The organism is Pseudoxanthomonas sp. X-1 (assembly GCF_020042665.1).
Lineage (GTDB): Bacteria > Pseudomonadota > Gammaproteobacteria > Xanthomonadales > Xanthomonadaceae > Pseudoxanthomonas_A > Pseudoxanthomonas_A spadix_A.
In genome coordinates this window covers 2,082,953-2,105,289 of the sequence record NZ_CP083376.1, presented here as the reverse complement: position 1 = coordinate 2,105,289, position 22,337 = coordinate 2,082,953, and the positions used below count along the sequence as shown (strand labels likewise).

Genomic DNA, 22,337 nt, shown 5'->3' with positions numbered 1-22,337 from the left:
CCATGACACCCATCCAGTGGAGCGACGGCGCTCCCATCTACCGCCAACTCAAGGAAAAGGTCATCGCCATGATGCTCGATGGTGAACTCAAGCCCGGCGACGCCCTGCCCTCGGTGCGCCAGGTGGCCGCCGAATACCAGCTCAACCCCATCACCGTCTCGCGCGCCTACCAGGAGCTGGCCGACGAGGCCCTGGTCGAGAAGCGTCGCGGCCTGGGGATGTTCGTCACCGAGGAGGCCGCCAGGAAACTGCTGGCCAGCGAGCGCGAGCGCTTCCTCAAGGACGAATGGCCGGCCGTGGCCGAACGCATCGCCCGCCTGGGCCTGACCCTCGACGAATTGCCCAAGGGAGGCAATCCATGAACGCCGTGACCACCCCGGTCGTGCAGGCCAGCGACCTGCGCAAGACCTACCGCAGCAAGGCCGCGCTGGACGGCGCCAGCTTCCTGATCGAGTCCGGCCGCATCGTCGGCCTGATCGGCCCCAACGGCGCCGGCAAGACCACCGCGCTCAAGGCGATCCTGGGCCTGACCCCGTTCGAGGGCGAACTGAAGGTGCTGGGCATGGACCCGCGCCACAGCCGCGATGCGCTGATGCGCGAGGTCTGCTTCATCGCCGACGTCGCCGTGCTGCCGCGCTGGATGAAGGTGTCCGAGGCGATCGACTTCGTCGGCGGCGTGCATCCTCGCTTCGATCGGGCCAAGTGCCTGCGCTTCCTGGAAGGCACCCAGCTCAAGCCCAACCTGCGGGTGCGCGAGATGTCCAAGGGCATGATCGTGCAGCTGCACCTGGCGCTGGTGATGGCCATCGACGCGCGGCTGCTGGTGCTGGACGAGCCGACCCTGGGCCTGGACATCCTCTACCGCAAGCAGTTCTACCAGCGCCTGCTGGAGGACTACTTCGACGAGGACAAGACCATCATCGTCACCACCCACCAGGTGGAGGAGATCGAGCACATCCTCACCGATGTGATGTTCATCCGCGACGGCAAGATCGCCCTGACCGCGAGCATGGACGAGGTCGGCTCGCGCTACACCGAACTGCTGGTGTCCGAAGCCAGCGTCGAGCAGGCGCGCAGCCTGCGTCCCATCGACCAGCGCGCCCTGCCCTTCGGCAAGACGGTGATGCTGTTCGACGGCGTGCCACGCGCGCAGCTCGACGCGCTGGGCGAAACCCGCAATCCCGGCCTGGCCGATCTGTTCGTGGCCATCATGAAAGGAACCTACGCATGAACGCCCCTGCCCGTACGTTGACCAAGCCCGGCGTGTTCGCCTGGCTGCTGCGCCGCGAATACTGGGAAAACCGCGGCGGCTTCCTGTGGGCCCAGGTGATCACCGGCGGCATCGTGCTGTTCTTCGCCGCGCTGGGTGCGGTGATCGGCGCGATCCAGATGCGCAGCCACATGGCGGGCGACACCGTCGGCAACGACTTCAACAGCCTGGCCACCGGCTATGGCGTGGTGGGAGACATCGCGCTGCTGGCCGGTTTCGTCATCGCCAGCGTGGTGGTCGCCTTCGTGGTGTTCTTCTACTGCCTGGGCAGCCTGTACAACGATCGCCACGACCGCAGCGTGCTGTTCTGGAAGTCGCTGCCGGTGTCGGACACGATGACCGTGGGTTCCAAGCTGACCTGGGCGCTGCTGCTGACGCAGGTGGTGTCGCTGGTGGTGGGCCTGCTGGTCGGGCTGGGCCTGTGGGTGATCATCGCGGTCGCGTCCTCGGCGGCCGGGCTGCCCGGCGCCGGCGCGATCTTCACCGCCTCGCACCCGTTCCGCATCATCGGCGCGATGCTGGCCACCCTGCCGATCTATGTGCTGTGGTCGCTGCCGGCGATCGGCTGGCTGATGCTGTGCTCGGCCTGGGCCCGTCGCGTGCCCTTCCTGTGGGCGGTGCTGGTGCCGCTGCTGCTGTGCCTGGTGGTGAGCATCATGTCGGCGATGCCGGGCGTGCGCCTGCCGCTGGGTCCGGTCTGGTACACGGTGATGTACCGCGGCCTGCTGAGCGTGATCCCCGGCATGTGGCAGCCGGCGCGCATGGCCCACAACGAAACGGCCGAAAGCGCGCTCAATGCCGCCAGGAATCCGTCCGACAGCCTGCAGATGGGCCTGCACAACCTGACCGACCCGTCCATCTACGCCAGCGCGGACCTGTGGATCGGCGCGGCGGTCGGCATCGCGATGATCGCCCTGGCGGTGGTCATCCGCCGCCGCCGCGACGACGCCTGATCCGCCCCACCTCATCCCTGCAAGGATCCCACGATGCAAACGCTCACCCGCTGCGTGCTGTTCACCGCCCTGGCCGTGTCCGGCGCCACGCCGCTGCTGGCCCATGCCGCCGACGAGGCGCACTGCAGGTTCTCCGAGCCGCGCAAGCTCGATCTGGACCTGGCCGGCGCCAAGTCGGTGCTGTTCAAGGTCGGCTCCAACACCCTCAAGCTCAAGGCGTCGGCGGGCGCGCCCGGCGCGCTCTCCGGGCGCGCGTGCGCGGCCAAGCAGCACCGTCTGAAGGATCTGACCCTGACCCAGCAGCGCCAGGGCGACAAGCTGGTGGTCAGCCTGGCCGAGGACCGGCCGCTGCGCCTCTCCTTCGGCGACAGCTATACCTACCTGGACATCGCCGGCACCCTGCCCGCCGACGTGCTGGTGCAGCTGGACGTCGGTTCGGGCGATGCCACGCTGGAAGGCGCCGGCGCGGCCAGCGCCGATGTCGGCTCGGGCGACGCGGACCTGCGCGACATCGCCGGTCCGGTGACCGCCAAGGTCGGTTCCGGCGACCTGAAGCTGCGCGGGGCCGGCAGTCTCCGGCTGCTGGAAGTCGCCTCGGGCGATGTCGAAGGCGAGCGCATCGGCGGGCCGGTCGAGGTCGGCGGTGTCGGCTCCGGCGATCTGTCCCTGCGCCAGACCGGCGCGGTGACGGTGAAGTCGATCGGCTCGGGCGATGTCGGCCTGCACGGCGTATCGGGGAACGTCCAGGTGGGCTCGATCGGCTCGGGCAGCCTGGTCGCCGACGACGTGCGCGGCGATCTCACCGTGCACAGCCGCGGCAGCGGCGACATCGACACCGAACGCGTCAGCGGCACGGTCAGCGTTCCCGAGGATCGCTGACCTCCTCCTTCCCAATTCCCGCAAGGAACCGTGACCCATGAACATTTCCCCGTTGCGTGTGATGTTGTGCGCCGGCGCGGTGGCGCTGGCCGCCTGCCAGCCGGTCGGCAATGGCCTGGCCCAGGCCCAGCAGGGCCTGGAGAAAGCCTCGGCGCAGATGGACAGCGCCAAGGGCGAGCTGGTCGAGGCCCAGAAGAAGCTGGTCACCGAGAACTTCTCCCTGAAGGACGACGACAGCCGCCTGCCCAAGGCCGAACTCACCCCGGACGGCCAACTGCTGATCGAAGGCAAGCCGGTGGCCATGAGCGCCGAGCAGAAGACGCTCGGCCTCGCCTACCGCACGCAGATGCAGGGCGTGGCCAGCGATGGCATCGCCATCGGCATGGAAGGCGCCAAGCTGGGCATCGATGCCGCCGCCAGCGCACTCAAGGGCGTGCTGGCCGGGAAATCGGACGATGAGATCAGCCAGCAGGCCGAAGCCACGGTCAAGCAGAAGATCAAGCCGCGGGTCGAACAGCTGTGCGCGCGCCTGCCGGCCCTGCTGCAGGCGCAGCGGGCGTGGGCGGCGGCGCAGCCGGAGTTCCGGCCCTACGCCACCATGGACGAGAGCGACGTCAAGGACTGCATGAACAAGCAGGACTGGAACTTTTGACGACAACGCGGCCGTGGCGGGCGAAGTCCTTACAGAGCCTGGCGCTTACAATGCGCGCCATGCCCCGTCTCCTTCGCCTGCCCCTGCTCGCGGCCCTGGCCGCGCTCGTCCTGTCCGCCTGCGGCAACGGCGGACAGCCTTCGGCCCGCGCCGAGCGCATGAAGCCCGCCACCTCGGTGACCACGCTGGAAGTGACCCTGCGCCAGGCGCCGGGCGCGCCGGTGGGCATCGGCCCGGACGGGACGCTGAAGCTGGACGACGTGGTGCTGCCGCAGTCGCCCGAGAAGATGGCCGAGCTGCAGCAGTACTTCGGCCAGCTGCAGATGCGGCGCCAGCAGGTGCTCGATCAGCTGCAGGCCGGCGGCGGCAAGCCGGTCACGATCGCGCCCGACGCGCAGATCCGGTCCCTGCAGCAGCAGCTCCTGCAGGATTTCCCGGAACTGCGCGCCTACTCGGCCAGCATGGAGACCATCCGGCTCGAAGCCCGCTGATCGTCGCGGTCTCTCGAACGGTGACGGGCTCCTGATCCAGGACCCGCCGGCGCGCTGGCAGGTGTGAGCGCACAAGACGCCCGTGCCGCTTTGGCGTCGTCAGTACACAAGCCCCACGCAAGGCCCGCCACACGTTCCCGATCGAGGAGAGCGCGATGCTCAAGGTTTGCCGTTTCCCGGCCCTGGCCGCCTGTCTGGCCGCCGCCATGTCCGCCGCCGGCGCAGTGCCGGCCGACCGTCCCGTTGCCGCACGCTTCGAACCTGCCGCCTGTCCCGCGACGGTCGCCAGGGACGAACGCATCGACTGCGGCGTGCTGATCGTTCCCGAGAACCGCCTGGCCCGCCGGACCCGGCCGATCCGGCTGCCGGTCATGATCTTCCGCAGCAGCGCGTCCGCGCCCGCGCCGGACCCCGTGGTCTACCTGCCGGGCGGGCCTGGCCTGAGCAGCGTGGAAGGTCGGGTCTCGGGCAAGGGCAATCCGTTTCTCGCCGAACGCGATCAGATCGTGCTCGAAGGCCGCGGAAACGCCCATGCCGAACCATCGCTGGCCTGCCCCGAGCTCAACCAGCTGCGCGCCGCCGATGCGCCGCCCGCGGCGCAGACCGCGGCCACGGCGCGCTGCCGTGCGGGCCTGATCGCGGCAGGCATCGACCTGGACGGCTACACCTACGCGCAGACCGCCGATGATCTGGACGACCTGCGCCGGCTGCTGGGCATCCGGCAATGGAATCTGATCGGCTATTCCTCCGGCACGCGCCTGGTGCAGACCGTGCTGGCGCTCCATCCGCAAGGGGTTCGCAGCGCGATCCTGGATTCGGTGCTGCCGATCGAGGTCAACTACGACGAAATGGCGACGGCCGCGCTGCAGCGCGCGCTCGATCTGGTGTTCGATGGCTGCGCCGGCGAACCGGCCTGCGATGCGCGCTATCCGCAGCTGCGCGACCGTTTCGCATCACTGGTCGCGCACGCCGACCGCCAGGGAATCGCGGGGCCCGACGGTCGGGTGCAGCACGGGCGCGAGATGGTGGACGCCGTCGCCAGCGCGCTTCAGCAGCCTGCGAAGCTTCCGACGCTCCCGCGCCTGATCTCCGAGGCGGCGGAGGGCCGTCCGCAGGCATTGCTGGCGTTGCGCGATCCGACGCCCTCGCGCTTCAACTGGGGCCTGCGCCTGTCGATCTGGTGCAGCGAGGAGCTGCCGTTCGAGTCGCCGCAGCGCATGGCCGCCCAGGTCTCGCCCGCGCTCGGCCTGGGCGGCTTCGACGCGCGCACCGCCACGCCCGAGATGTGCGCCGCCTGGCATGTCGCGGCCGCGGACGCCCAAGCCAACGCACCGGCCCGCAGCGATGTGCCCACCCTCATCCTGGCCGGCGAATTCGATCCCGTCACGCCGCCGGACTGGGGGCGTCGCCTGCTGCGGACCCTGCCCAACGCGCGATTCGTCATGGTCCCCGGCCAGGCGCACGGCGCCATGTTCAACCGCTGCGGCGGGCAGCTGACCCTGGCGTTTCTGCATGACCCCAGCGCGGCGTTGGACCTGGATTGCATCGCGAAGTCGCCGGGCCTGTCGTTCGCAACGGATTGAATGCCCTGATCGAGGACAAAGCGGACACCGCCCGCCGGACCGCGGCCCGTCCGAATCCGCAACGCTTATCCACCGTGATCTTGATCCTGCGAAGAACAAGAAAAAAGCCGGCAAATACGCCGGCTTCTTTCATCGTGCGCGAGACGCAGGGCGAATCGCGCACGGAAGACGCGACCTCAGCCGCCGCCACCGCCCGGCTTGCCATGGATGCCGCCCTTGGCCAGGGCCGCCGGATCGAGCAGCGGCCTGAGCTGGGCCTCGCTCATCCCCGTGACCTCGATCGCCACTTCCATCACCGGCCGGTTCTGCTTGTAGGCCTGCTTGGCGATGGCCGCGCCCTTCTCATAGCCGATGACCGGGTTGAGCGCGGTGACCAGGATGGGATTGCGCTCCAGCGCGGCGCGCACGTTGTCCTCGCGCACCGTCAGCCCGGCGATGGCCGAGTCGGCCAGCAGGCGCGAGACGTTGCTCAGCAGCTGCACCGATTCGAGCAGGTTGGCGGCGATCAGCGGCAGGGCCACGTTGAGCTGGAAGTTGCCGGTCTGCCCGGCCACGGTGATCGCGGTGTGGTGGCCGATCACCTGCGCGCAGACCATCACCGTGGCCTCGGGGATCACCGGATTGACCTTGCCCGGCATGATCGAGCTGCCCGGCTGCAGGGCGGGCAGTTCGATCTCGCCCAGGCCGGCCAGCGGGCCGGAGTTCATCCAGCGCAGGTCGTTGGCGATCTTGATCAGCGCCACGGCCAGCGCATTGAACTGGCCGGAGAGTTCGACTGCGTCGTCCTGCGCGGCCAGGCCCTCGAACTTGTTGGCGGCGCTCTCGAACTTGACCCCGGTCTGCTCGCTCAGCACCTTGGCCACCTGCTTGCCGAAGCGCGGATCGGCGTTGATGCCGGTGCCGATGGCGGTGCCGCCCAGCGGCAGCCGGCGCAGGCGCTTGAGCGCATCGGCGATGCGGTCCTCGGCCGAGGCCAGCTGCGCGGCCCAGGCGCCGAACTCCTGGGCGAAGGTCAGCGGCATGGCGTCCATCAGATGGGTGCGGCCGGTCTTGACGATCCCGCCGGCCGCGTTGCCGCGCGCGATGATGGTCTTGCGCAGGTGCTTGAGCGCCGGCAGCAGGTCCTCGACCACCGCCAGCTGCGCGCTGACCCGGATCGCGGTGGGCACCACGTCGTTGGAACTCTGCCCCAGGTTGACGTGGTCGTTGGGATGCACGGCCTGCGCCGCCTTCTTCGCCCCCTCGCCCTTGCCGCCCGCGCGCGAGGCCAGGTTGGCGATGACCTCGTTGGCGTTCATGTTGGACGAGGTGCCCGAGCCGGTCTGGTAGATGTCGATCGGGAAGTGCGCATCGTAGGCGCCGTCGGCCACCTCCAGCGCGGCCTTGCGCACCGCCTTGGCGGTGGCCTTGGGCAGCAGGCCCAGCTCGGCATTGACCTCCGCGGCGGCGGCCTTGATCAGCCCCAGGGCGCGGATGAAGCCGCGCGGCATCGGCCGGCCGGAGATGGGGAAGTTCTGCACGGCGCGCTGGGTCTGCGCACCCCACAGGGCCTCGGCGGGCACCTGCAGCTCGCCCATGCTGTCGTGTTCTAGACGGACCTTATTCGACATCAGCGTGTTTCCTTCTGTTTCGAGGGCTACGGCTGGCACGCGCGTGTTCCGCGGCGGCTGGCTGGACGCGGCGAAGGATACGCCCCGGGGCGTGACCCGGACGGGACGGGTAAACTGTGCGGCCCAACCCGCCACGCCTGGCCTGCGCGCACCGGCGTCCGCCCCCGCTTCTTCCTTCGCCAGCCTCCCGCAATGACCCACGCCTCCCTGCTCGCCCTGTCCCCGCTCGACGGCCGCTACGCCACCAAGGTCGACGCCCTGCGCCCGATCTTCTCCGAGTACGGCCTGATCCGCGCCCGCATCAAGGTCGAGGTGGAATGGCTGCTGGCCCTGGCCGCCGAACCGGGCATCGTCGAACTGGCGCCCTTCTCCGCAGAAGCCATCGCCCGGCTGCGCGCGCTGGCCGAGGACTTCAGCGTCGAGCAGGCCGCGCGGGTCAAGGAGATCGAGCGCACCACCAACCACGACGTCAAGGCCGTGGAGTACTTCATCAAGGAGCAGCTGGCCGGCGATGCCGAGCTGGGCCCGGCGCTGGAATTCGTGCACTTCGCCTGCACCAGCGAGGACATCAACAACCTGTCCTACGGCCTGATGCTGCACCAGGCCCGCCAGCAGGTGCTGCTGCCGGCGCTGGAAGGCATCGCCGCCACGCTGCGCGCGCTGGCCCACGCCCAGGCCGACCAGCCCATGCTCTCGCGCACCCACGGCCAGACCGCGTCGCCGACCACGCTGGGCAAGGAAGTCGCCAACGTGGTGGCGCGCCTGGAGCGCCAGATCCGCCAGATCGGCGCGGTCGAGCTGACCGCCAAGATCAACGGCGCGGTCGGCAACTACAACGCCCACGCCATCAGCTACCCGGAGGTGGACTGGCCGGCCTTCGCCAAGGGCTTCGTCGAGCGCCTGGGACTGGTGTTCAACCCCTACACCACCCAGATCGAGCCGCACGACAACGTGGCCGAACTGGGCGATGCCGCGCGCCGCGCCAACACCATCCTGATCGACTTCTCGCGCGATGTCTGGGGCTATATCTCGCTGGGCTACTTCAAGCAGAAGCTCAAAGAGGGCGAGATCGGCTCCTCGACCATGCCGCACAAGGTCAACCCGATCGATTTCGAGAATGCCGAAGGCAACTTCGGCGTGGCCAACGCGCTGTTCGAGCATTTCAGCGCCAAGCTGCCGATCAGCCGCTGGCAGCGCGACCTGACCGACTCGACCGTGCTGCGCGCCCTGGGCACCGCCTTTGGCCACACCCAGGTGGCGCTGGACTCGCTGACCAAGGGCCTGGGCAAGCTGACCGTCGCCCCCGAGCGCCTGGAGGCCGACCTGGATGCGGCCTGGGAAGTGTTGGCCGAGGCCGTGCAGACGGTCATGCGCCGTCATGGCCTGCCCAACCCGTACGAGCAGCTCAAGGCCCTGACCCGTGGCCAGGGCATCACCGCCGAATCGATGCGCGCCTTCGTCGAGACCCTGGACCTGCCGGCGCAGGACAAGGACCAGCTGCGCGCGCTGACCCCGGGCCGCTACACCGGCCTGGCCGCGACCCTGGCCCGCCAGATCTGACCCCGCCGCGGTGGCCGAGGCCGCGCCACCTTCGCGATCGGGCGCCCGCGCCATGCGGCTGCTGATCAATATCGACGTGCCGGACCTGGACCGCGCGCAGGCGCTGTACGGCGCCGCCTTCGGCCTGCGCCCTGGGCGGCGCCTGGGCGAAGGTGCGCTGGAACTGCTCGGCGCGGCCGTGCCGATCTACCTGCTGCAGGCGCTGGCCGGCACGCCGGCGGCGGCCGACCGGCCGCGCGACTACGCGCGCCACTGGACCCCGCTGCACCTGGACGTGGTGGTCGACGACCTGGCCGAGGCCCTGGCCCGCGCCGAAGCGGCCGGCCTGGTGCGCGAAGGCCAGGTGCGGCAGGCCGACTGGGGCCGCATTGCCACCCTGCACGATCCGTTCGGGCACGGCTGGTGCCTGATCCAGTTCAGCGCGCAGGGCTACGCGGCCATCGCACGCTGAGCCCATCCCGTGCCCGAAGGTGCTGTCAGCGCCGGGCAATCGCGGGACAATGCGCGTCTCCCGCTGCCCGTCAGCACGCCCAGGCCCGCCGCCATGCCCTCGCCTGCTTCCCCGCTCGCCCGCGCGCTGTACCTGACACTGTTCGTGATCGGCAGCGCCGTGCCGCTGCTGTGGTTCTGGCCCTGGCTGAACGCCCACGGCCTGGACCTGGCGGCGCTGGCGCGCGAGCTGTTCTCCACGCGCGTGGGCGGCTTCTTCGGGCTAGACGTGCTGTGCGCGGCCGTGGCCCTGCTGGTCTGGATGCAGCTGGAGCACCGGCGCCTGCCGGTCCGGCGTGCCTGGCTGGCGGCGCTGGCCACCTGCTGCATCGGCGTGTCCTCCGGGCTGCCGCTCTACCTCTATCTGCGCCAGCGCACGCTGGATGCCGCCGTTCCGACCTCCTGATCCGATCCGACCCCACCATGTCCAGACGCACCACCGCTCCCAAGCGCGCCCCCCGCGCCCTGCCCATCGAAGTCGACGCCGGCGGCCGCTCCCTGCTGGGCATGTCGCCGCAGGCCTTCCTGCGCGACTACTGGCAGAAGCGCCCGCTGCTGGTGCGCAATGCCTTCCCGGGCTTCGTCTCGCCGATCGAACCGGGCGATCTGGCCGGGCTTGCCTGCGAGGAGGCCGCGCTGTCGCGCCTGATCCAGCACGACCGCGCCCGCGACGGCTGGCAGGTGCGCAGCGGCCCGTTCGAGGAGGCCGAATTCCCGGCCATGCCCGACCGCGACTGGACCCTGCTGGTGCAGGACGTGGACAAGTGGGATCCGGACATCGCCGCGCTGCTGGAGGCGTTCGACTTCCTGCCGCGCTGGCGCATCGACGACATCATGGTCAGCTTCGCCGCGCCCGGCGGCTCGGTCGGCGCGCACGTGGACCAGTACGACGTGTTCCTGCTGCAGGCCCACGGCCATCGCCGCTGGCAGATCGATGCCTCGCCCAATCCGCCGCTGGCCTTCCGCGACAATGTCGACCTCAAGCTGCTGCGCCGCTTCACCGCCAGCCACGACTGGGTGCTGGCGCCGGGCGACATGCTCTACCTGCCGCCGGGCGTGCCGCACAACGGCGTGGCCGAGGATGCGTGCCTGACCTTCTCGGTCGGCATGCGCGCGCCCTCGGCCGCCGAACTGATCGGCGACTACCTGGACACCCTGGTGGCCGACGCCGACGAGGGCATCCGCTACCAGGACGGCGATCTCACCGTGCCAGCCGATCCGTTCGAGATCGACGCGGCGGCGATGGGCCGGGTGGTCGAGGCGCTCAACGCCCTGCGCATGAACGACCCGGATCGGCTTGGCGAATGGTTCGGCCGCTTCATCACCACCTACCGCAGCGCGGGCACCGCGGCCGTGCCCGAGCAGGCGCCGGACCGGGCCGAGGTCGAGGCGGCCCTGGCCCAGGGCGCGGTGCTGCAGCGCCATCCGATGACGCGCATGGCCTGGCGCCGGGCGCGCAAGGGCGCGGTGCTGTTCGCCAGCGGCCAGGCGCTGCCGATGCCGCTGCGCGAGGCCCGCCTGCTGGCCGCCGCCGAGGTCCTGGACCAGGCGGCGTATCAGACCTTGGGCGAAGCCGGCCGTGCGGCGACCGCGGTTCTGGTAAGTTCCGGCCATTACGTGCTGCCAGGGAACGATGAGGATGACCACGACTTCGACACCGACTGATTTCACCCTGCGACCGGCCTCGTTCGTCGCCGACCGCGAGGCGCTGCGCTGGGTGCGCGAGGAGGTCTTCGTCGCCGAACAGCACATCCCGCCGGATACCGAGTGGGACTCGCTGGACCCGGCCGGCGACCACCTGCTGGCGATCAGCCCGACCGGCGCGCCGATCGGCACCGCCCGCCTGACCCCGGACGGCCGCTTCAGCCGCCTGGCGGTGCTCAAGCCCTGGCGCGGCCGCGGCGTCGGCGAGGCCCTGCTCAAGGCCATGATCGACAAGGCCCGCGCCAACGGCTGGAAGGACCTGACCCTGTACGCGCAGGTCGCCAACGAGGGCTTCTACACCCGGCATGGCTTCGTCTCCATCGGCGAGCCCTTCGACGATGTCGGCATCCCGCACCAGTTCATGCGCCTGAAGCTGCGCGACTGACGCGCCGTGCTGGTCGAGCGCCAAGCCGAGGCGGTCGAGGCCCTGGTCGCCCTGGCCGCCACCACCCGCAGCCTGCTGTGCTGCTACAGCCGGGAACTCGACCCCGGGCTGCTCGACGCCCCACCCGTCCTGGAGGCCCTGCGCACGCTGGCCGTGCGCCAGCGCGGCGCGGAGATCCGCATCCTGATGCAGGACGTGGAAGCGCCGCAGCACGCCGGTTCGGCCCTGATCCCGCTGGCCCAGCGCCTGCCGACCAGCTTCCAGCTGCGCCTGGTGACCGAGCCGGTGGACCGGGTCTATGCCGCCGCCTTCGCCGTCAACGACACCGGCGGCCATTACTTCCGCCCGCTCGGCCATCGCATCGAGGGCGAGTTCGAACCCGCTGCGCCCGGCCGCAGCCGCCAGCTGCGCGAGGCCTTCGCCCGCTACTGGGAGCGCGCCCGCGCCTGCACCGAGCTGCGCGCGCTTGGCCTGTGAAGCGCCGGTGCAGGGCCGCGAGGTAAGCCCCACGGCAATGTCCCGCATAGTGGGTCATTGCCGCCATGCCGCGCCGATGGCGCCGGACACGCGCCGGTGAGATTCAGGCCCACGCCTATACTTTGATGGTTGCGCCGCATTGGTGCGCGTCGGACCCGCGAACGCGGGCGACGCGACCGCCGCGCCCGCCTTTCCAACCCACAAAACGACGCCTCAAGGCCACCATCGTGGACAATCTTCTCAAGCAGTTCGTGCAGTCCTCCCAGCTCAACGGCGGCAGCGCCGCCTACGTCGAAGACCTCTATGAGCAGTACCTGGTCTCGCCGGACAGCGTGGATCCCAAGTGGCGCGCCTATTTCGACGGGTTCAAGGGCCGCGAGGCCGGCGATGTGCCGCATTCGGCCGCCATCTCGCACATCACCCAGGCCGCCAAGCAGGCCGCCAACGCCGCCAATGGCGCGGCACCCTCCGACGAGCGCGAGCGCCACGTCGGCCGCCTGATCACCGCCTACCGCTCGCGCGGCCATCTGAACGCGCACGTCGATCCGCTGAACCTGACCGAGCCGGTCAACCCGCCCGACCTGACCCTGGACTGGCACAACCTGTCCGAGCGCGACCTGGACAGCGAGTTCAGCACCGGCGGCGTCGGCGGCCAGCCGCGCATGGTCCTGCGCGACCTCGTGGCGCGGCTGAAGGCGACCTACACCGGCTCGATCGGGGCCGAGTTCATGCACATCCCGGACTTCGAGCAGCGCCGTTGGCTGTACGAGCGCCTGGAGACCGCCGGCGGCCAGTACGGCCTGGACGCGGACACCCGCAAGCGCACGCTGGAGCGGCTGACCGCCGCCGAGGGCCTGGAGCGCTACCTGCATACCAAGTACGTCGGCCAGAAGCGCTTCTCGCTGGAAGGCGGCGACTCGCTGATCCCGATGCTGGACGTGGTGCTGCGCCGCAGCGGCGGCGACGGCATGCGCGACATCGCCGTGGGCATGGCCCACCGCGGCCGCCTCAACGTGCTGGTCAATACCCTGGGCAAGAACCCGCGCAAGCTGTTCGACGAGTTCGAAGGCAAGTTCGAGCACGCCCACGACGACCGCGCCCATACCGGCGACGTGAAGTACCACATGGGCTTCTCGGCCGACGTGGCCACGCCCGGCGGCCCGGTGCACCTGGCGCTGGCCTTCAACCCCTCGCACCTGGAAATCGTCGACCCGGTGGTCGCAGGCTCGGTGCGTTCGCGCCAGGAGCGCTACCACGACACCGAGCGCAGCCACGTGCTGCCGGTGCTGATCCACGGCGATGCGGCCTTCGCCGGCCAGGGCGTGGTGATGGAGCTGTTCCAGATGTCGCAGGCGCGCGGTTTCGCCATCGGCGGCACCGTGCACATCGTCATCAACAACCAGGTCGGCTTCACCACCAGCGCCCGCGACGACGCGCGCTCGACCCTGTACTGCACCGACGTGGCCAAGATGGTCGGCGCCCCGGTGCTGCACGTGAACGGCGATGACCCGGACGCGGTGGTGTTCGCGGCCAACCTGGCCTACGAGTTCCGCCAGGTGTTCAAGAAGGACGTGGTCATCGACCTGGTCTGCTACCGCCGCTGGGGCCACAACGAGGCCGACGAGCCGGCCGCGACCCAGCCGGTGATGTACCAGATCATCCGCAAGCACAAGACCACCCGCGAGCTCTACGCCGAGCGGCTGGAGAAGGACGGCGTGATCAGCGCCGCCGACGCCAAGGCCATGGTCGACGCCTATCGCGACAAGCTGGACTCGGGTGCCTACACCACCGAGCTGGCCAAGCCCGAGCGCGATCCGCTGGCCATCGACTGGTCCAAGTACCTGTCGGGCAAGCTGTCCGATCCGGTCGACACCACGGTCAAGCTGGACAAGCTCAAGCAGCTGGCCAAGGTCATCAACACCATCCCCGAAGGGGTGAGCCTGCATCCGCGCGTGGCCAAGATCTACGAGGACCGCGCCAAGATGACCGAGGGCGAGCTGCCGGGCGACTGGGGCTTCGCCGAGAACCTGGCCTACGCCACCCTGCTGTCCGAGGGCAACACCCTGCGCCTGGTCGGCCAGGACTCGGGCCGCGGCACCTTCTTCCATCGCCACGCGATCCTGCACGACCAGAAGACCGACAGCTATTACCTGCCGCTGCGTCAGCTGGTGGACGACCCGCAGGACGCCACCGTGATCGACTCGCTGCTCAGCGAGGAAGCGGTGATGGCGTTCGAGTACGGCTACTCGACCACCGATCCCAATGCGCTGTGCATCTGGGAAGGCCAGTTCGGCGACTTCGCCAACGGCGCGCAGGTGGTGATCGACCAGTTCATCGCCGCCGGCGAGGCCAAGTGGGGCCGCATCACCGGCCTGGCACTGTTCCTGCCGCACGGCTACGAAGGCCAGGGCCCCGAGCACAGCTCGGCGCGCCTGGAGCGCTTCCTGCAGCTGTGCGCGCTGGAGAACATGCTGGTGTGCGTGCCGACCACCCCGGCCCAGTGCTTCCACATGATCCGCCGGCAGATGCGCATGACCACGCGCAAGCCGCTGATCGTGATGACGCCCAAGTCGCTGCTGCGCCACAAGCTGGCCGTGTCCACGCTCGAGGAGCTGGCCGACGGCGAGTTCCAGCACCTGATCCCCGACGCCAAGGCCGACGCGAAGAAGGTCAAGCGCGTGGTGGCCTGCTCGGGCAAGGTCTATTACGACCTGCTGGAGGATGCGACCAAGCGCGGCCAGGACGACGTGGCGATCCTGCGCGTGGAGCAGCTCTATCCGTTCCCGCGCGAGCTGCTGGCGGCCGAGCTGAAGAAGTACGCCAACGCCACCGACGTGGTGTGGTGCCAGGAAGAACCGCAGAACCAGGGTGCCTGGTATCAGATCAAGCACCATCTGCAGGCCTGCCTGGCGCAGGGCCAGTCGCTGCACTACGCCGGCCGCGCCCGTTCGCCCTCCCCGGCCGCCGGCCACATGGCCGAGCACGTGGCCGAGCAGCAGCAGCTGGTCGCCGACGCGCTGGTCAACACCTTCGGCAACGACCTCGTCGCCGAATAAGCTCTCACCCTTTCGATCAACACTCCAGAAATCCCTAGGACGCTCCCGCATGGCCACCGAAGTCAAAGTTCCGGTCCTTCCCGAATCCGTTTCCGACGCCACCATCGCCAGCTGGCACAAGAAGGCCGGTGAGGCCGTCAAGCGCGACGAGAATCTGGTCGACCTCGAGACCGACAAGGTCGTGCTGGAGGTGCCCTCGCCGGTGGACGGCGTGCTCAAGGAAATCAAGTTCGCCGAGGGCGACACGGTGACCTCCTCGCAGGTCCTGGCGATCATCGAGGAAGGCGCCACCGCGCAGGCCGCCCCGGCCAAGCCGGCCGAGGAAGAGGTCAAGCCGGCCGCCAAGCCCGAGGCCCCGGCCAAGGCGCAGGCCCCCGCCCCGGCCAAGGCCGAGGCACCGAAGGCCGCCGCCGGCACCGACAACCTGCCCCCGGGCGCGCGCTTCACCGCGATCACCGAGGGCGTGGATCCGGCCCAGGTCGAAGGCACCGGCCGCCGCGGCGCGGTGACCAAGGAAGACATCGTCAAGTTCGCCGCCGGTGGTGGCGTGGGCAAGGCCGCCGGTGCCCGTCCCGAGGAGCGCGTGCCGATGACGCGCATCCGCAAGACCATCGCCAAGCGCCTGATGGATTCGAAGAACTCCACCGCGATGCTGACCACGTTCAACGAGGTCAACCTGGCCAAGGTCAGCGCGGCGCGCAAGGAACTGCAGGACGAGTTCCAGAAGGCCCACGGCATCAAGCTCGGCTTCATGAGCTTCTTCGTCAAGGCCGCCGCCAACGCGCTGCAGCGCTTCCCGCTGGTCAACGCCTCGATCGACGGCGATGACATCGTCTATCACGGCTACAGCGACATCTCCATCGCCGTGTCCACCGACAAGGGCCTGGTCACCCCGGTGCTGCGCAACGTCGAGCGCCAGTCCTTCGCCGAGGTCGAACAGGGTATCGCCGACTACGCCGCCAAGGCGCGCGCCGGCAAGCTGGGCCTGGACGACCTGCAGGGCGGCACCTTCACCATCACCAACGGCGGCACCTTCGGCTCGCTGCTGTCCACTCCGATCGTCAACCCGCCGCAGAGCGCCATCCTGGGCATGCACGCCATCAAGGAGCGCCCGATCGCCGAGAACGGCCAGGTCGTGATCGCGCCGATGATGTACATCGCCCTGTCCTACGACCACCGCATCATCGACGGCAAGGATTCGGTGCAGTTCCTGGTGGACATCAAGAACCAGCTGGAGAACCCGGGCCGGATGTTGTTCGGTCTGTGAGGCCGGGAATCGGGAATGGAGAATCGGGAATCGGATGCGCATCCTTTCCCCCCCATTCCCGCCTGGACCTGGATGGGAAACGGCACGCGCGTACGCCCTTGCCATTCCCCATTCCCTATTCCCCATTCCCGTGAGCGAATGAAATGAGCGAAACACAGCAATACGACGTCGTCGTCATCGGTGCCGGTCCGGCCGGCTATCACGCGGCCATCCGCGCCGCCCAGCTGGGCATGAAGGTCGCCTGCATCGATGCGGCGCTGGGCAAGGACGGCAAGCCGGCCCTGGGCGGCACCTGTCTGCGCGTGGGCTGCATCCCCTCCAAGGCGATGCTCGACTCCTCGCGCCAGTTCTGGAACATGGGCCACCTGTTCGGCGAGCACGGCATCAGCTTCAAGGACGCCAAGATCGATGTGGCCACCATGGTCGGCCGCAAGGACAAGATCGTGAAGCAGTTCACCGGCGGCATCGGGATGCTGTTCAAGGCCAACAAGGTGACTCCGTACTACGGCTTCGCCCAGCTGCAGCCGGGCAACCTGGTCAAGGTCAAGCAGCACGACGGCAGCGAGGTCGAACTGCAGGGCACCAACGTGATCCTGGCGCCGGGTTCGGATTCGATCGAGCTGCCGTTCGCCAAGTTCGACGGCGAGAACATCGTCGACAACGTCGGCGCGCTGGACTTCACCGAGGTGCCCAAGCGCCTGGCGGTGATCGGCGCGGGCGTGATCGGCCTGGAGCTGGGCAGCGTGTGGAAGCGCCTGGGCGCCGAGGTCACCATCCTGGAGGCGCTGCCGGACTTCCTGGCCGCCGCCGATGCCGAAGTGGCCAAGGCCGCCGCCAAGGAATTCAAGAAGCAGGGCCTGGACATCAAGCTCGGCGCCAAGGTCAGCGCGACCGAGGTCACCGGCAAGGGCAAGAAGAAGGAGGTCGTGGTCACCTACACCGACGCCTCCGGCGAGCAGACCCTGACCGTGGACAAGCTGCTGGTGGCCGTGGGCCGTCGCGCCGCGACCAAGGGCGTGCTGGCCGAGGGTACCGGCGTGCAGCTCAACGAGCGCGGCCAGATCGTGGTCGACGAGCACTGCCATACCGGCGTGGACGGCGTGTGGGCCATCGGCGACTGCGTGCGCGGCCCGATGCTGGCGCACAAGGGCTTCGAGGAAGGCATCGCCGTGGCCGAGCTGATCGCCGGCCTGCCGGGCCACGTCAACTTCGACACCATCCCGTGGGTCATCTATACCGAGCCGGAGATCGCCTGGGTCGGCAAGACCGAGCAGCAGCTCAAGGCCGAGGGCGTGCCGTACAAGGCCGGCAGCTTCCCGTTCGCCGCCAACGGCCGCGCCGTGGCGATGGCCGAGCCGGCCGGCTTCGTCAAGGTCCTGGCCCACGCCGAGACCGACCGCGTGCTGGGCATGCACCTGGTGGGCGTCAACGTCTCCGAGCTGGTGCACGAAGGCGTGCTGACCATGGAGTTCAGTGGCTCGGCCGACGACCTGGCGCGCATCTGCCACGCCCATCCCTCGCTGTCCGAGGTGGTGCACGACGCCGCCATGGCGGTGGGCAAGCGCGCGATCCATAAGGCGAATTAGAGCCGGGAATCGGGAGTGGAGAATCGGGAATAGCAAGCGCGCTCCCGTCACCACTCTCACCGCATGACGCCGGACCTGTGTCCGGCGTCATGCGTTCCGGCTTTTGATTTTCCCATTCCCCATTCCCAACTCCCCATTCCCGATGAAAAGCATCTGCGTCTACTGCGGCTCCAACGCCGGCGCCAAACCCCTCTACGTTCAGCGCGCCACCGAACTCGGCCAGCGGCTGGCCGCCGAAGGCCTGCGTCTGGTCTACGGCGGCGGCAAGGTCGGCCTGATGGGCGCGGTGGCCGACGCGGTGCTGGCCGCCGGCGGCGAGGTGGTCGGCGTGATTCCGCAGCAATTGGTGGACTGGGAGGTGGCCCATCGCGGCCTGACCCAGCTGGAGATCGTCGGCTCCATGCACGAGCGCAAGGCGCGCATGTTCGACCTGGCCGATGGCTTCATCACCCTGCCCGGCGGCTTCGGCACGATGGAAGAGATCTTCGAGATGCTGACCTGGCGCCAGCTGGGCATCGGCAACAAGCCCTGCGCCTTCCTGGACATCGACGGCTTCTACCAGCCGCTGATCGCGATGATCGACCGCATGGTCGAGCAGCGCTTCCTGCACGCGGCCCAGCGCGCCGACCTGTGGCACGGCGAGGATATCGATGCGCTGCTGGCCTGGATGCGCGCGTATACGCCGGCGCAGGCGAGCAAGTGGATCGACGAGAAACGCCGCGACGCGCTGCGGTAAGCCGACAGGCGCGTCTCGATCGGACTGGCGCCCAAGGACTTCGCGGCGCGGATCAACGGGAAGCGCCGCGAGGCGCTGCGCTAAGCCCGTTGAGGGAGCGGCTGGCTCTCCCGCTGCGAGCGCGGCCGCCGCGCAGGCGACCGGGTCTGGAACACCGCCAGCGCGGCCTTTGATTCCGTGAGCGCGATCACGCTGCCGGTGGCGTCCGCGGATGGACGGCAGAAGGCGCGCGGACTGACGGCATGCGCCGCTTACGCAGGGCGGGCAAAGGCCTCTACAATTCCCAACAGGGGACAGTCAGGACAAAGGCATGGCGCGCATTCTCATCGTCGACGATTCACCGTCGCAGCTGCTGGGCATCCAGCGCATCGTGGAAAAGCTGGGCCACACGTGGATCACCGCCGAGGACGGCGTGCAGGGGGTGGAGGTGGCCAAGCGCGAGCTGCCCGACATGGTCCTGATGGACGTGGTGATGCCCAACCTCAACGGTTTCCAGGCCACCCGCCAGCTCAGCCGCGAGGCGACCACCAAGCACATCCCGGTGGTCCTGGTGACCACCAAGGACCAGGACACCGACCGCATGTGGGGCATGCGCCAGGGGGCCAAGGCCTACCTGACCAAGCCCTTCTCCGAGGACGAGCTGTCCGAGGTCATCGAGCGCATCCTCAGCGCCGCGCGCCAGTCGCCGACGTCGGCCGCCTGACGCGCCGGCCGGAGCCGGCGGCGGAACGCGAAACGGGCGCCCAGAGGCGCCCGTTTTGCGTTCTTGCCTCGACATGGACGCAGGTCAGCTGTCGGCGAAGGCCTTGGCCAGCTTCTCGTAGGCCTTGCGCTGGGCCTCGGTGGCCGCACGCGGCGCGGTGATCTCCAGTTCCACGATCTGGTCGCCGTCGGGCGAGCCCGGCAGGCCGCGGCCGCGCAGGCGCAGCTTGCGCCCGGCGTCGGAGTCCGGCGGGATCTTCAGATCGACCGGGCCGCCCAGCGTCGGCACGCTCACCGTGGCGCCCAGCGCCGCCTGCCAGGGCGTGACCTGCAGGACGTGGATGATGTTGCGGCCGTCCACCTCGAACTGCGGGTCGGCCGCGTACTCGATCTCCAGCAGCAGGTTGCCGCCGCCGCTGCCCTGCCCGCCCAGGCGGATCGCCTGACCGGGCTTGATGCCCTTGGGCACGCGCACGTCCAGCTGCTTGCCGTTGACGGTCACGCGGATGCTGCTGCCTTCGTAGACCGCCTTGAGCGGCACCGACAGCTTGGCGCGGGTGTCGCCGCGCGGCGGCTGGCCGCCACGGAAGCCCGGGCCGCCGCGCGCGCGCTGGCCGAACAGGTTCTCGAAGAAGTCGCTGAAGCCGGCACCGCCGCCCCCGGCGCTGCCGAAGACTTCCTCGAAATCGAAGCCCTGGCCGCCGTAGCCGCCGCCGAAATCCTGCGGCTGGTACTCCTGCCCGGGCTGGTAGCCGCGCGCGCGCAGTTGGTCGTAGGCCGCGCGCTTCTCCGGATCGCGCAGGGCCTCGTAGGCCTCGTTGACCGCCTTGAAACGCTCCTCGGCATCGGCCTCCTTGCTGACGTCGGGGTGGTACTTGCGCGCCAGGCGGCGGTACGCGGTCTTGATCTCCGCCTCGCCGGCCGTGGGTTCCACGCCCAGTGTCTGGTAGTAGTCCTTGAATTCCATCGCACCTCCGCAAGAAAGCCCGCGGCTTCGCAGCCGCGGGCCCGATCCTGGCCGCGACGCGGTGAACAGCGCATCGCGGCCGGCTCATGGAGCCCGCGCAAGGCGCGGGCCGGGGCACAAGGTTACTGGATCGACCCGACCTGGATGCGGCGCGGCGCGGCTTCGGGACGCTTGGGAATCACCACTTCCAGCACACCGTTGCGAGCGGTGGCCACGATGCCCTCGGCATCGGCGGTCTCCGGCAGGGTGAAGCTGCGCGCGAACGCGCCGTGGCGGCGCTCCTGGCGGGTGAAGCGGGCTTCCTCGCCCGCCTCCGGGGCGGCACGCTCGCCACGGATGCTCAGCACGTTCTTGTCCATCTGGACCTCGATCGCGTCCAGGTCCACGCCCGGCAGGTCGGCGAAGATCACGAAGCGGTTGGCTTCTTCCTTCACGTCCACGCGCGGGACCCAGCCCACGCTGCCGTCGGCGGCGGACTGACCCGCCTGGGCGAAACGGTCCAGCACACGCCCCAGTTCCAGCTGGCCGGGGCGGACGGGCCAGCCTTGATAGCGCACGAAATTCATCATGAATGTCTCCGATTGGATGGCCGCGAACGCGAAGTGCGCGCGGCAGGGGCCCGTGGCCTCCGTGACCAACAGATAAGCGCCGCACGCGGCTTTTCAAGGGTTTTGACGCCGCCTTCCCACGGCCCTGCCTACGGTACCGTTCACGCGGCCGCCCTCCCGCGCCTCCAGGCTCCCATGACGATCCAGATCGGCGATCCCATTCCCGAAGTCATCCTGACCCGCATCCGCCAGGGCGTGGAGAAGGTCGATACCCCGACGCTGTTCGGCGCGCACAAGGTGGTGCTGTTCGCGGTGCCGGGCGCCTTCACCCCGACCTGCTCGGCGCGCCACCTGCCCGGCTTCGTCGAGCGCTTCGAAGAGTTCCGCAAGCGCGGGATCGAGGTGTACTGCGTGTCGGTCAACGATGCCTTCGTGATGAAGGCCTGGGGCGAGTCGCAGCACGTGCCCGAAGGACTGCAGCTGCTGGCCGATGGCAGCGGCGATTTCGCCCGCGCGCTGGGCCTGGAACTGGACCTGGCCGCGCAGGGCATGGGCCTGCGCTCCAAGCGCTACGCGCTCTATGCCGAGGACGGCGTGGTCAGGCAGCTCTGGGTGGAGAACCCGGGCGAGTTCGAGGTCTCCTCCGCCGACTACGTGCTGCAGCACCTTCCCGACTGATCCCTCCCACCGCACATCCATCAAGCGAGGCAAGCCAATGTCCAAGACATCAGCCACCAAGTTCAACCACACCTCGGCCGCCGACCTGGCCGACCGCGAGACCCTGCGCGCCAACGCGCGCCAGAAGATCGAGGACGGCGCGGTCACCGACTCCTACACCGCCGACCGCAAGGAAGTGATCAAGCTGCTCAACGAGGCGCTGGCGACCGAGTACGTGTGCGTGCTGCGCTACTACCGCCACTACTTCATGGCCAAGGGCATGCTGGCCGACTCGGTCAAGGCCGAGTTCCTGGAGCACGCCAAGCAGGAGCAGGACCACGCCGGCATGCTGGCCGAGCGCATCGTCCAGCTCGGCGGCGAACCGGACCTCAACCCGGACACCCTGACCGCGCGTTCGCATGCCGAGTACAAGGAAGGCAGCGACCTGCGCGATATGGTCAAGGAGAACCTGATCGCCGAGCGCATCGCCATCGACAGCTACCGCCAGATGATCAACTACATCGGCGACAAGGACACCACCACCAAGCGCATCCTCGAGCGCATCCTGGAGCAGGAAGAGGAGCACGCCGACGAATTCGCCGACATGCTGGAAGGGTGGATCGGGAAGTAAGGCCGGGGCCAGGGGTATCGCCGACGCTTGTTTCAATAAGCAGCTCCTGCAAGGCAATCGATTTCGCACACAGACGCCGGGCATCGCCCGGCGTTTTCTTTAGGACATGCCTCAATCCCGGTATGCGCGCCCGG

Annotated in this window: 23 protein-coding genes; 20 read left to right on the top strand and 3 right to left on the bottom strand. The window is 69.2% G+C overall.

The features are described from left to right. Positions 1-2: 2 nt before the first annotated feature. The 7 genes from LAJ50_RS09280 to LAJ50_RS09250 all read left to right on the top strand — a co-directional run bounded on the left by LAJ50_RS09280 (position 3) and on the right by LAJ50_RS09250 (position 5,828). Positions 3-362, top strand: a complete 360-nt coding sequence (locus tag LAJ50_RS09280; protein ID WP_130552114.1) for a GntR family transcriptional regulator — start codon at positions 3-5, stop codon at positions 360-362. Further along, complete coding sequence (locus tag LAJ50_RS09275; protein ID WP_130552115.1) at positions 359-1,231, top strand: ABC transporter ATP-binding protein; 873 nt, start codon at positions 359-361, stop codon at positions 1,229-1,231. Before LAJ50_RS09280 ends, LAJ50_RS09275 begins: the two co-directional genes overlap by 4 nt. After that, complete coding sequence (locus tag LAJ50_RS09270) at positions 1,228-2,223, top strand: ABC transporter permease (protein WP_130552116.1); 996 nt, start codon at positions 1,228-1,230, stop codon at positions 2,221-2,223. Before LAJ50_RS09275 ends, LAJ50_RS09270 begins: the two co-directional genes overlap by 4 nt. Before the next feature lie 33 nt (positions 2,224-2,256). Beyond that, the gene (locus LAJ50_RS09265) at positions 2,257-3,102 is read left to right on the top strand and encodes a DUF2807 domain-containing protein (RefSeq protein WP_224096533.1); all 846 of its coding nucleotides are present in this window, start codon (positions 2,257-2,259) and stop codon (positions 3,100-3,102) included. 37 nt (positions 3,103-3,139) lie between these two features. Next, the gene (locus LAJ50_RS09260) at positions 3,140-3,754 is read left to right on the top strand and encodes a hypothetical protein (RefSeq protein WP_130552117.1); all 615 of its coding nucleotides are present in this window, start codon (positions 3,140-3,142) and stop codon (positions 3,752-3,754) included. Positions 3,755-3,813: 59 nt separating this feature from the next. Next, positions 3,814-4,245 carry a hypothetical protein gene (locus LAJ50_RS09255; protein ID WP_130552118.1) on the top strand — a complete coding sequence of 144 codons (432 nt, stop codon included), beginning with the start codon at positions 3,814-3,816 and terminating at the stop codon, positions 4,243-4,245. Between the two features lie 155 nt (positions 4,246-4,400). Next, entirely contained in the window at positions 4,401-5,828 is a 1,428-nt protein-coding gene (locus LAJ50_RS09250) for an alpha/beta hydrolase (protein WP_130552119.1), read from the top strand. A 176-nt stretch (positions 5,829-6,004) separates the two neighbouring features. On the opposite strand, the gene LAJ50_RS09245 is transcribed toward LAJ50_RS09250, so the two are convergent. After that, positions 6,005-7,438, bottom strand: a complete 1,434-nt coding sequence (locus LAJ50_RS09245) for a class II fumarate hydratase (protein WP_138653961.1) — start codon at positions 7,436-7,438, stop codon at positions 6,005-6,007. Between the two features lie 192 nt (positions 7,439-7,630). Here LAJ50_RS09245 and purB point away from each other — a divergent pair, with 192 nt between their 5' ends. The 11 genes from purB (at position 7,631) to pilH (ending at position 19,401) form a co-directional block, all read left to right on the top strand. Further along, entirely contained in the window at positions 7,631-8,998 is a 1,368-nt protein-coding gene (gene purB / locus LAJ50_RS09240) for an adenylosuccinate lyase (RefSeq protein WP_138653960.1), read from the top strand. A 52-nt stretch (positions 8,999-9,050) separates the two neighbouring features. Continuing rightward, positions 9,051-9,449 carry a VOC family protein gene (locus LAJ50_RS09235; RefSeq protein WP_130552122.1) on the top strand — a complete coding sequence of 133 codons (399 nt, stop codon included), beginning with the start codon at positions 9,051-9,053 and terminating at the stop codon, positions 9,447-9,449. 93 nt (positions 9,450-9,542) lie between these two features. Then, positions 9,543-9,893 carry a DUF2834 domain-containing protein gene (locus LAJ50_RS09230; RefSeq protein ID WP_130552123.1) on the top strand — a complete coding sequence of 117 codons (351 nt, stop codon included), beginning with the start codon at positions 9,543-9,545 and terminating at the stop codon, positions 9,891-9,893. 101 nt (positions 9,894-9,994) lie between these two features. Beyond that, the gene (locus LAJ50_RS09225) at positions 9,995-11,152 is read left to right on the top strand and encodes a cupin domain-containing protein (protein WP_224096564.1); all 1,158 of its coding nucleotides are present in this window, start codon (positions 9,995-9,997) and stop codon (positions 11,150-11,152) included. Then, positions 11,127-11,576 carry a GNAT family N-acetyltransferase gene (locus LAJ50_RS09220; RefSeq protein WP_165424169.1) on the top strand — a complete coding sequence of 150 codons (450 nt, stop codon included), beginning with the start codon at positions 11,127-11,129 and terminating at the stop codon, positions 11,574-11,576. The genes LAJ50_RS09225 and LAJ50_RS09220 overlap by 26 nt, the downstream gene beginning before the upstream one ends. 6 nt (positions 11,577-11,582) lie before the next feature. Beyond that, positions 11,583-12,053: a hypothetical protein gene (locus tag LAJ50_RS09215; protein ID WP_130552126.1), complete on the top strand. Its 471-nt coding sequence runs from the start codon at positions 11,583-11,585 to the stop codon at positions 12,051-12,053. 227 nt (positions 12,054-12,280) lie between these two features. After that, positions 12,281-15,109 carry a 2-oxoglutarate dehydrogenase E1 component gene (locus LAJ50_RS09210; RefSeq protein WP_130552127.1) on the top strand — a complete coding sequence of 943 codons (2,829 nt, stop codon included), beginning with the start codon at positions 12,281-12,283 and terminating at the stop codon, positions 15,107-15,109. Positions 15,110-15,158: 49 nt separating this feature from the next. Further along, positions 15,159-16,376 (top strand): dihydrolipoyllysine-residue succinyltransferase, encoded by a 1,218-nt coding sequence (gene sucB, locus LAJ50_RS09205; RefSeq protein ID WP_130552128.1) that lies wholly within the window; start codon positions 15,159-15,161, stop codon positions 16,374-16,376. A gap of 143 nt (positions 16,377-16,519) precedes the next feature. Further along, complete coding sequence (gene lpdA / locus LAJ50_RS09200; protein ID WP_130532136.1) at positions 16,520-17,962, top strand: dihydrolipoyl dehydrogenase; 1,443 nt, start codon at positions 16,520-16,522, stop codon at positions 17,960-17,962. A gap of 142 nt (positions 17,963-18,104) precedes the next feature. Continuing rightward, on the top strand, positions 18,105-18,698 hold the full coding sequence (locus LAJ50_RS09195) for a TIGR00730 family Rossman fold protein (RefSeq protein ID WP_130552129.1): 594 nt from the start codon (positions 18,105-18,107) through the stop codon (positions 18,696-18,698). A gap of 310 nt (positions 18,699-19,008) precedes the next feature. After that, a complete protein-coding gene (pilH, locus tag LAJ50_RS09190; protein WP_130552133.1) occupies positions 19,009-19,401 on the top strand; it encodes a twitching motility response regulator PilH in 393 nt (130 codons plus the stop codon). A gap of 84 nt (positions 19,402-19,485) precedes the next feature. Here pilH and LAJ50_RS09185 read toward each other — a convergent pair whose 3' ends face one another. Both LAJ50_RS09185 and LAJ50_RS09180 read right to left on the bottom strand, forming a co-directional pair. Next, the gene (locus LAJ50_RS09185) at positions 19,486-20,367 is read right to left on the bottom strand and encodes a DnaJ C-terminal domain-containing protein (protein ID WP_130552134.1); all 882 of its coding nucleotides are present in this window, start codon (positions 20,365-20,367) and stop codon (positions 19,486-19,488) included. A 122-nt stretch (positions 20,368-20,489) separates the two neighbouring features. Beyond that, a complete protein-coding gene (locus tag LAJ50_RS09180; protein ID WP_130552135.1) occupies positions 20,490-20,933 on the bottom strand; it encodes an Hsp20/alpha crystallin family protein in 444 nt (147 codons plus the stop codon). A gap of 177 nt (positions 20,934-21,110) precedes the next feature. On the opposite strand from LAJ50_RS09180, the gene LAJ50_RS09175 reads away from it, so the two are divergent. Then, positions 21,111-21,593, top strand: a complete 483-nt coding sequence (locus LAJ50_RS09175) for a peroxiredoxin (RefSeq protein ID WP_130552136.1) — start codon at positions 21,111-21,113, stop codon at positions 21,591-21,593. Positions 21,594-21,630: 37 nt separating this feature from the next. Beyond that, positions 21,631-22,203: a ferritin-like domain-containing protein gene (locus tag LAJ50_RS09170; RefSeq protein ID WP_130552137.1), complete on the top strand. Its 573-nt coding sequence runs from the start codon at positions 21,631-21,633 to the stop codon at positions 22,201-22,203. The last annotated feature ends 134 nt before the right edge of the window (positions 22,204-22,337 follow it).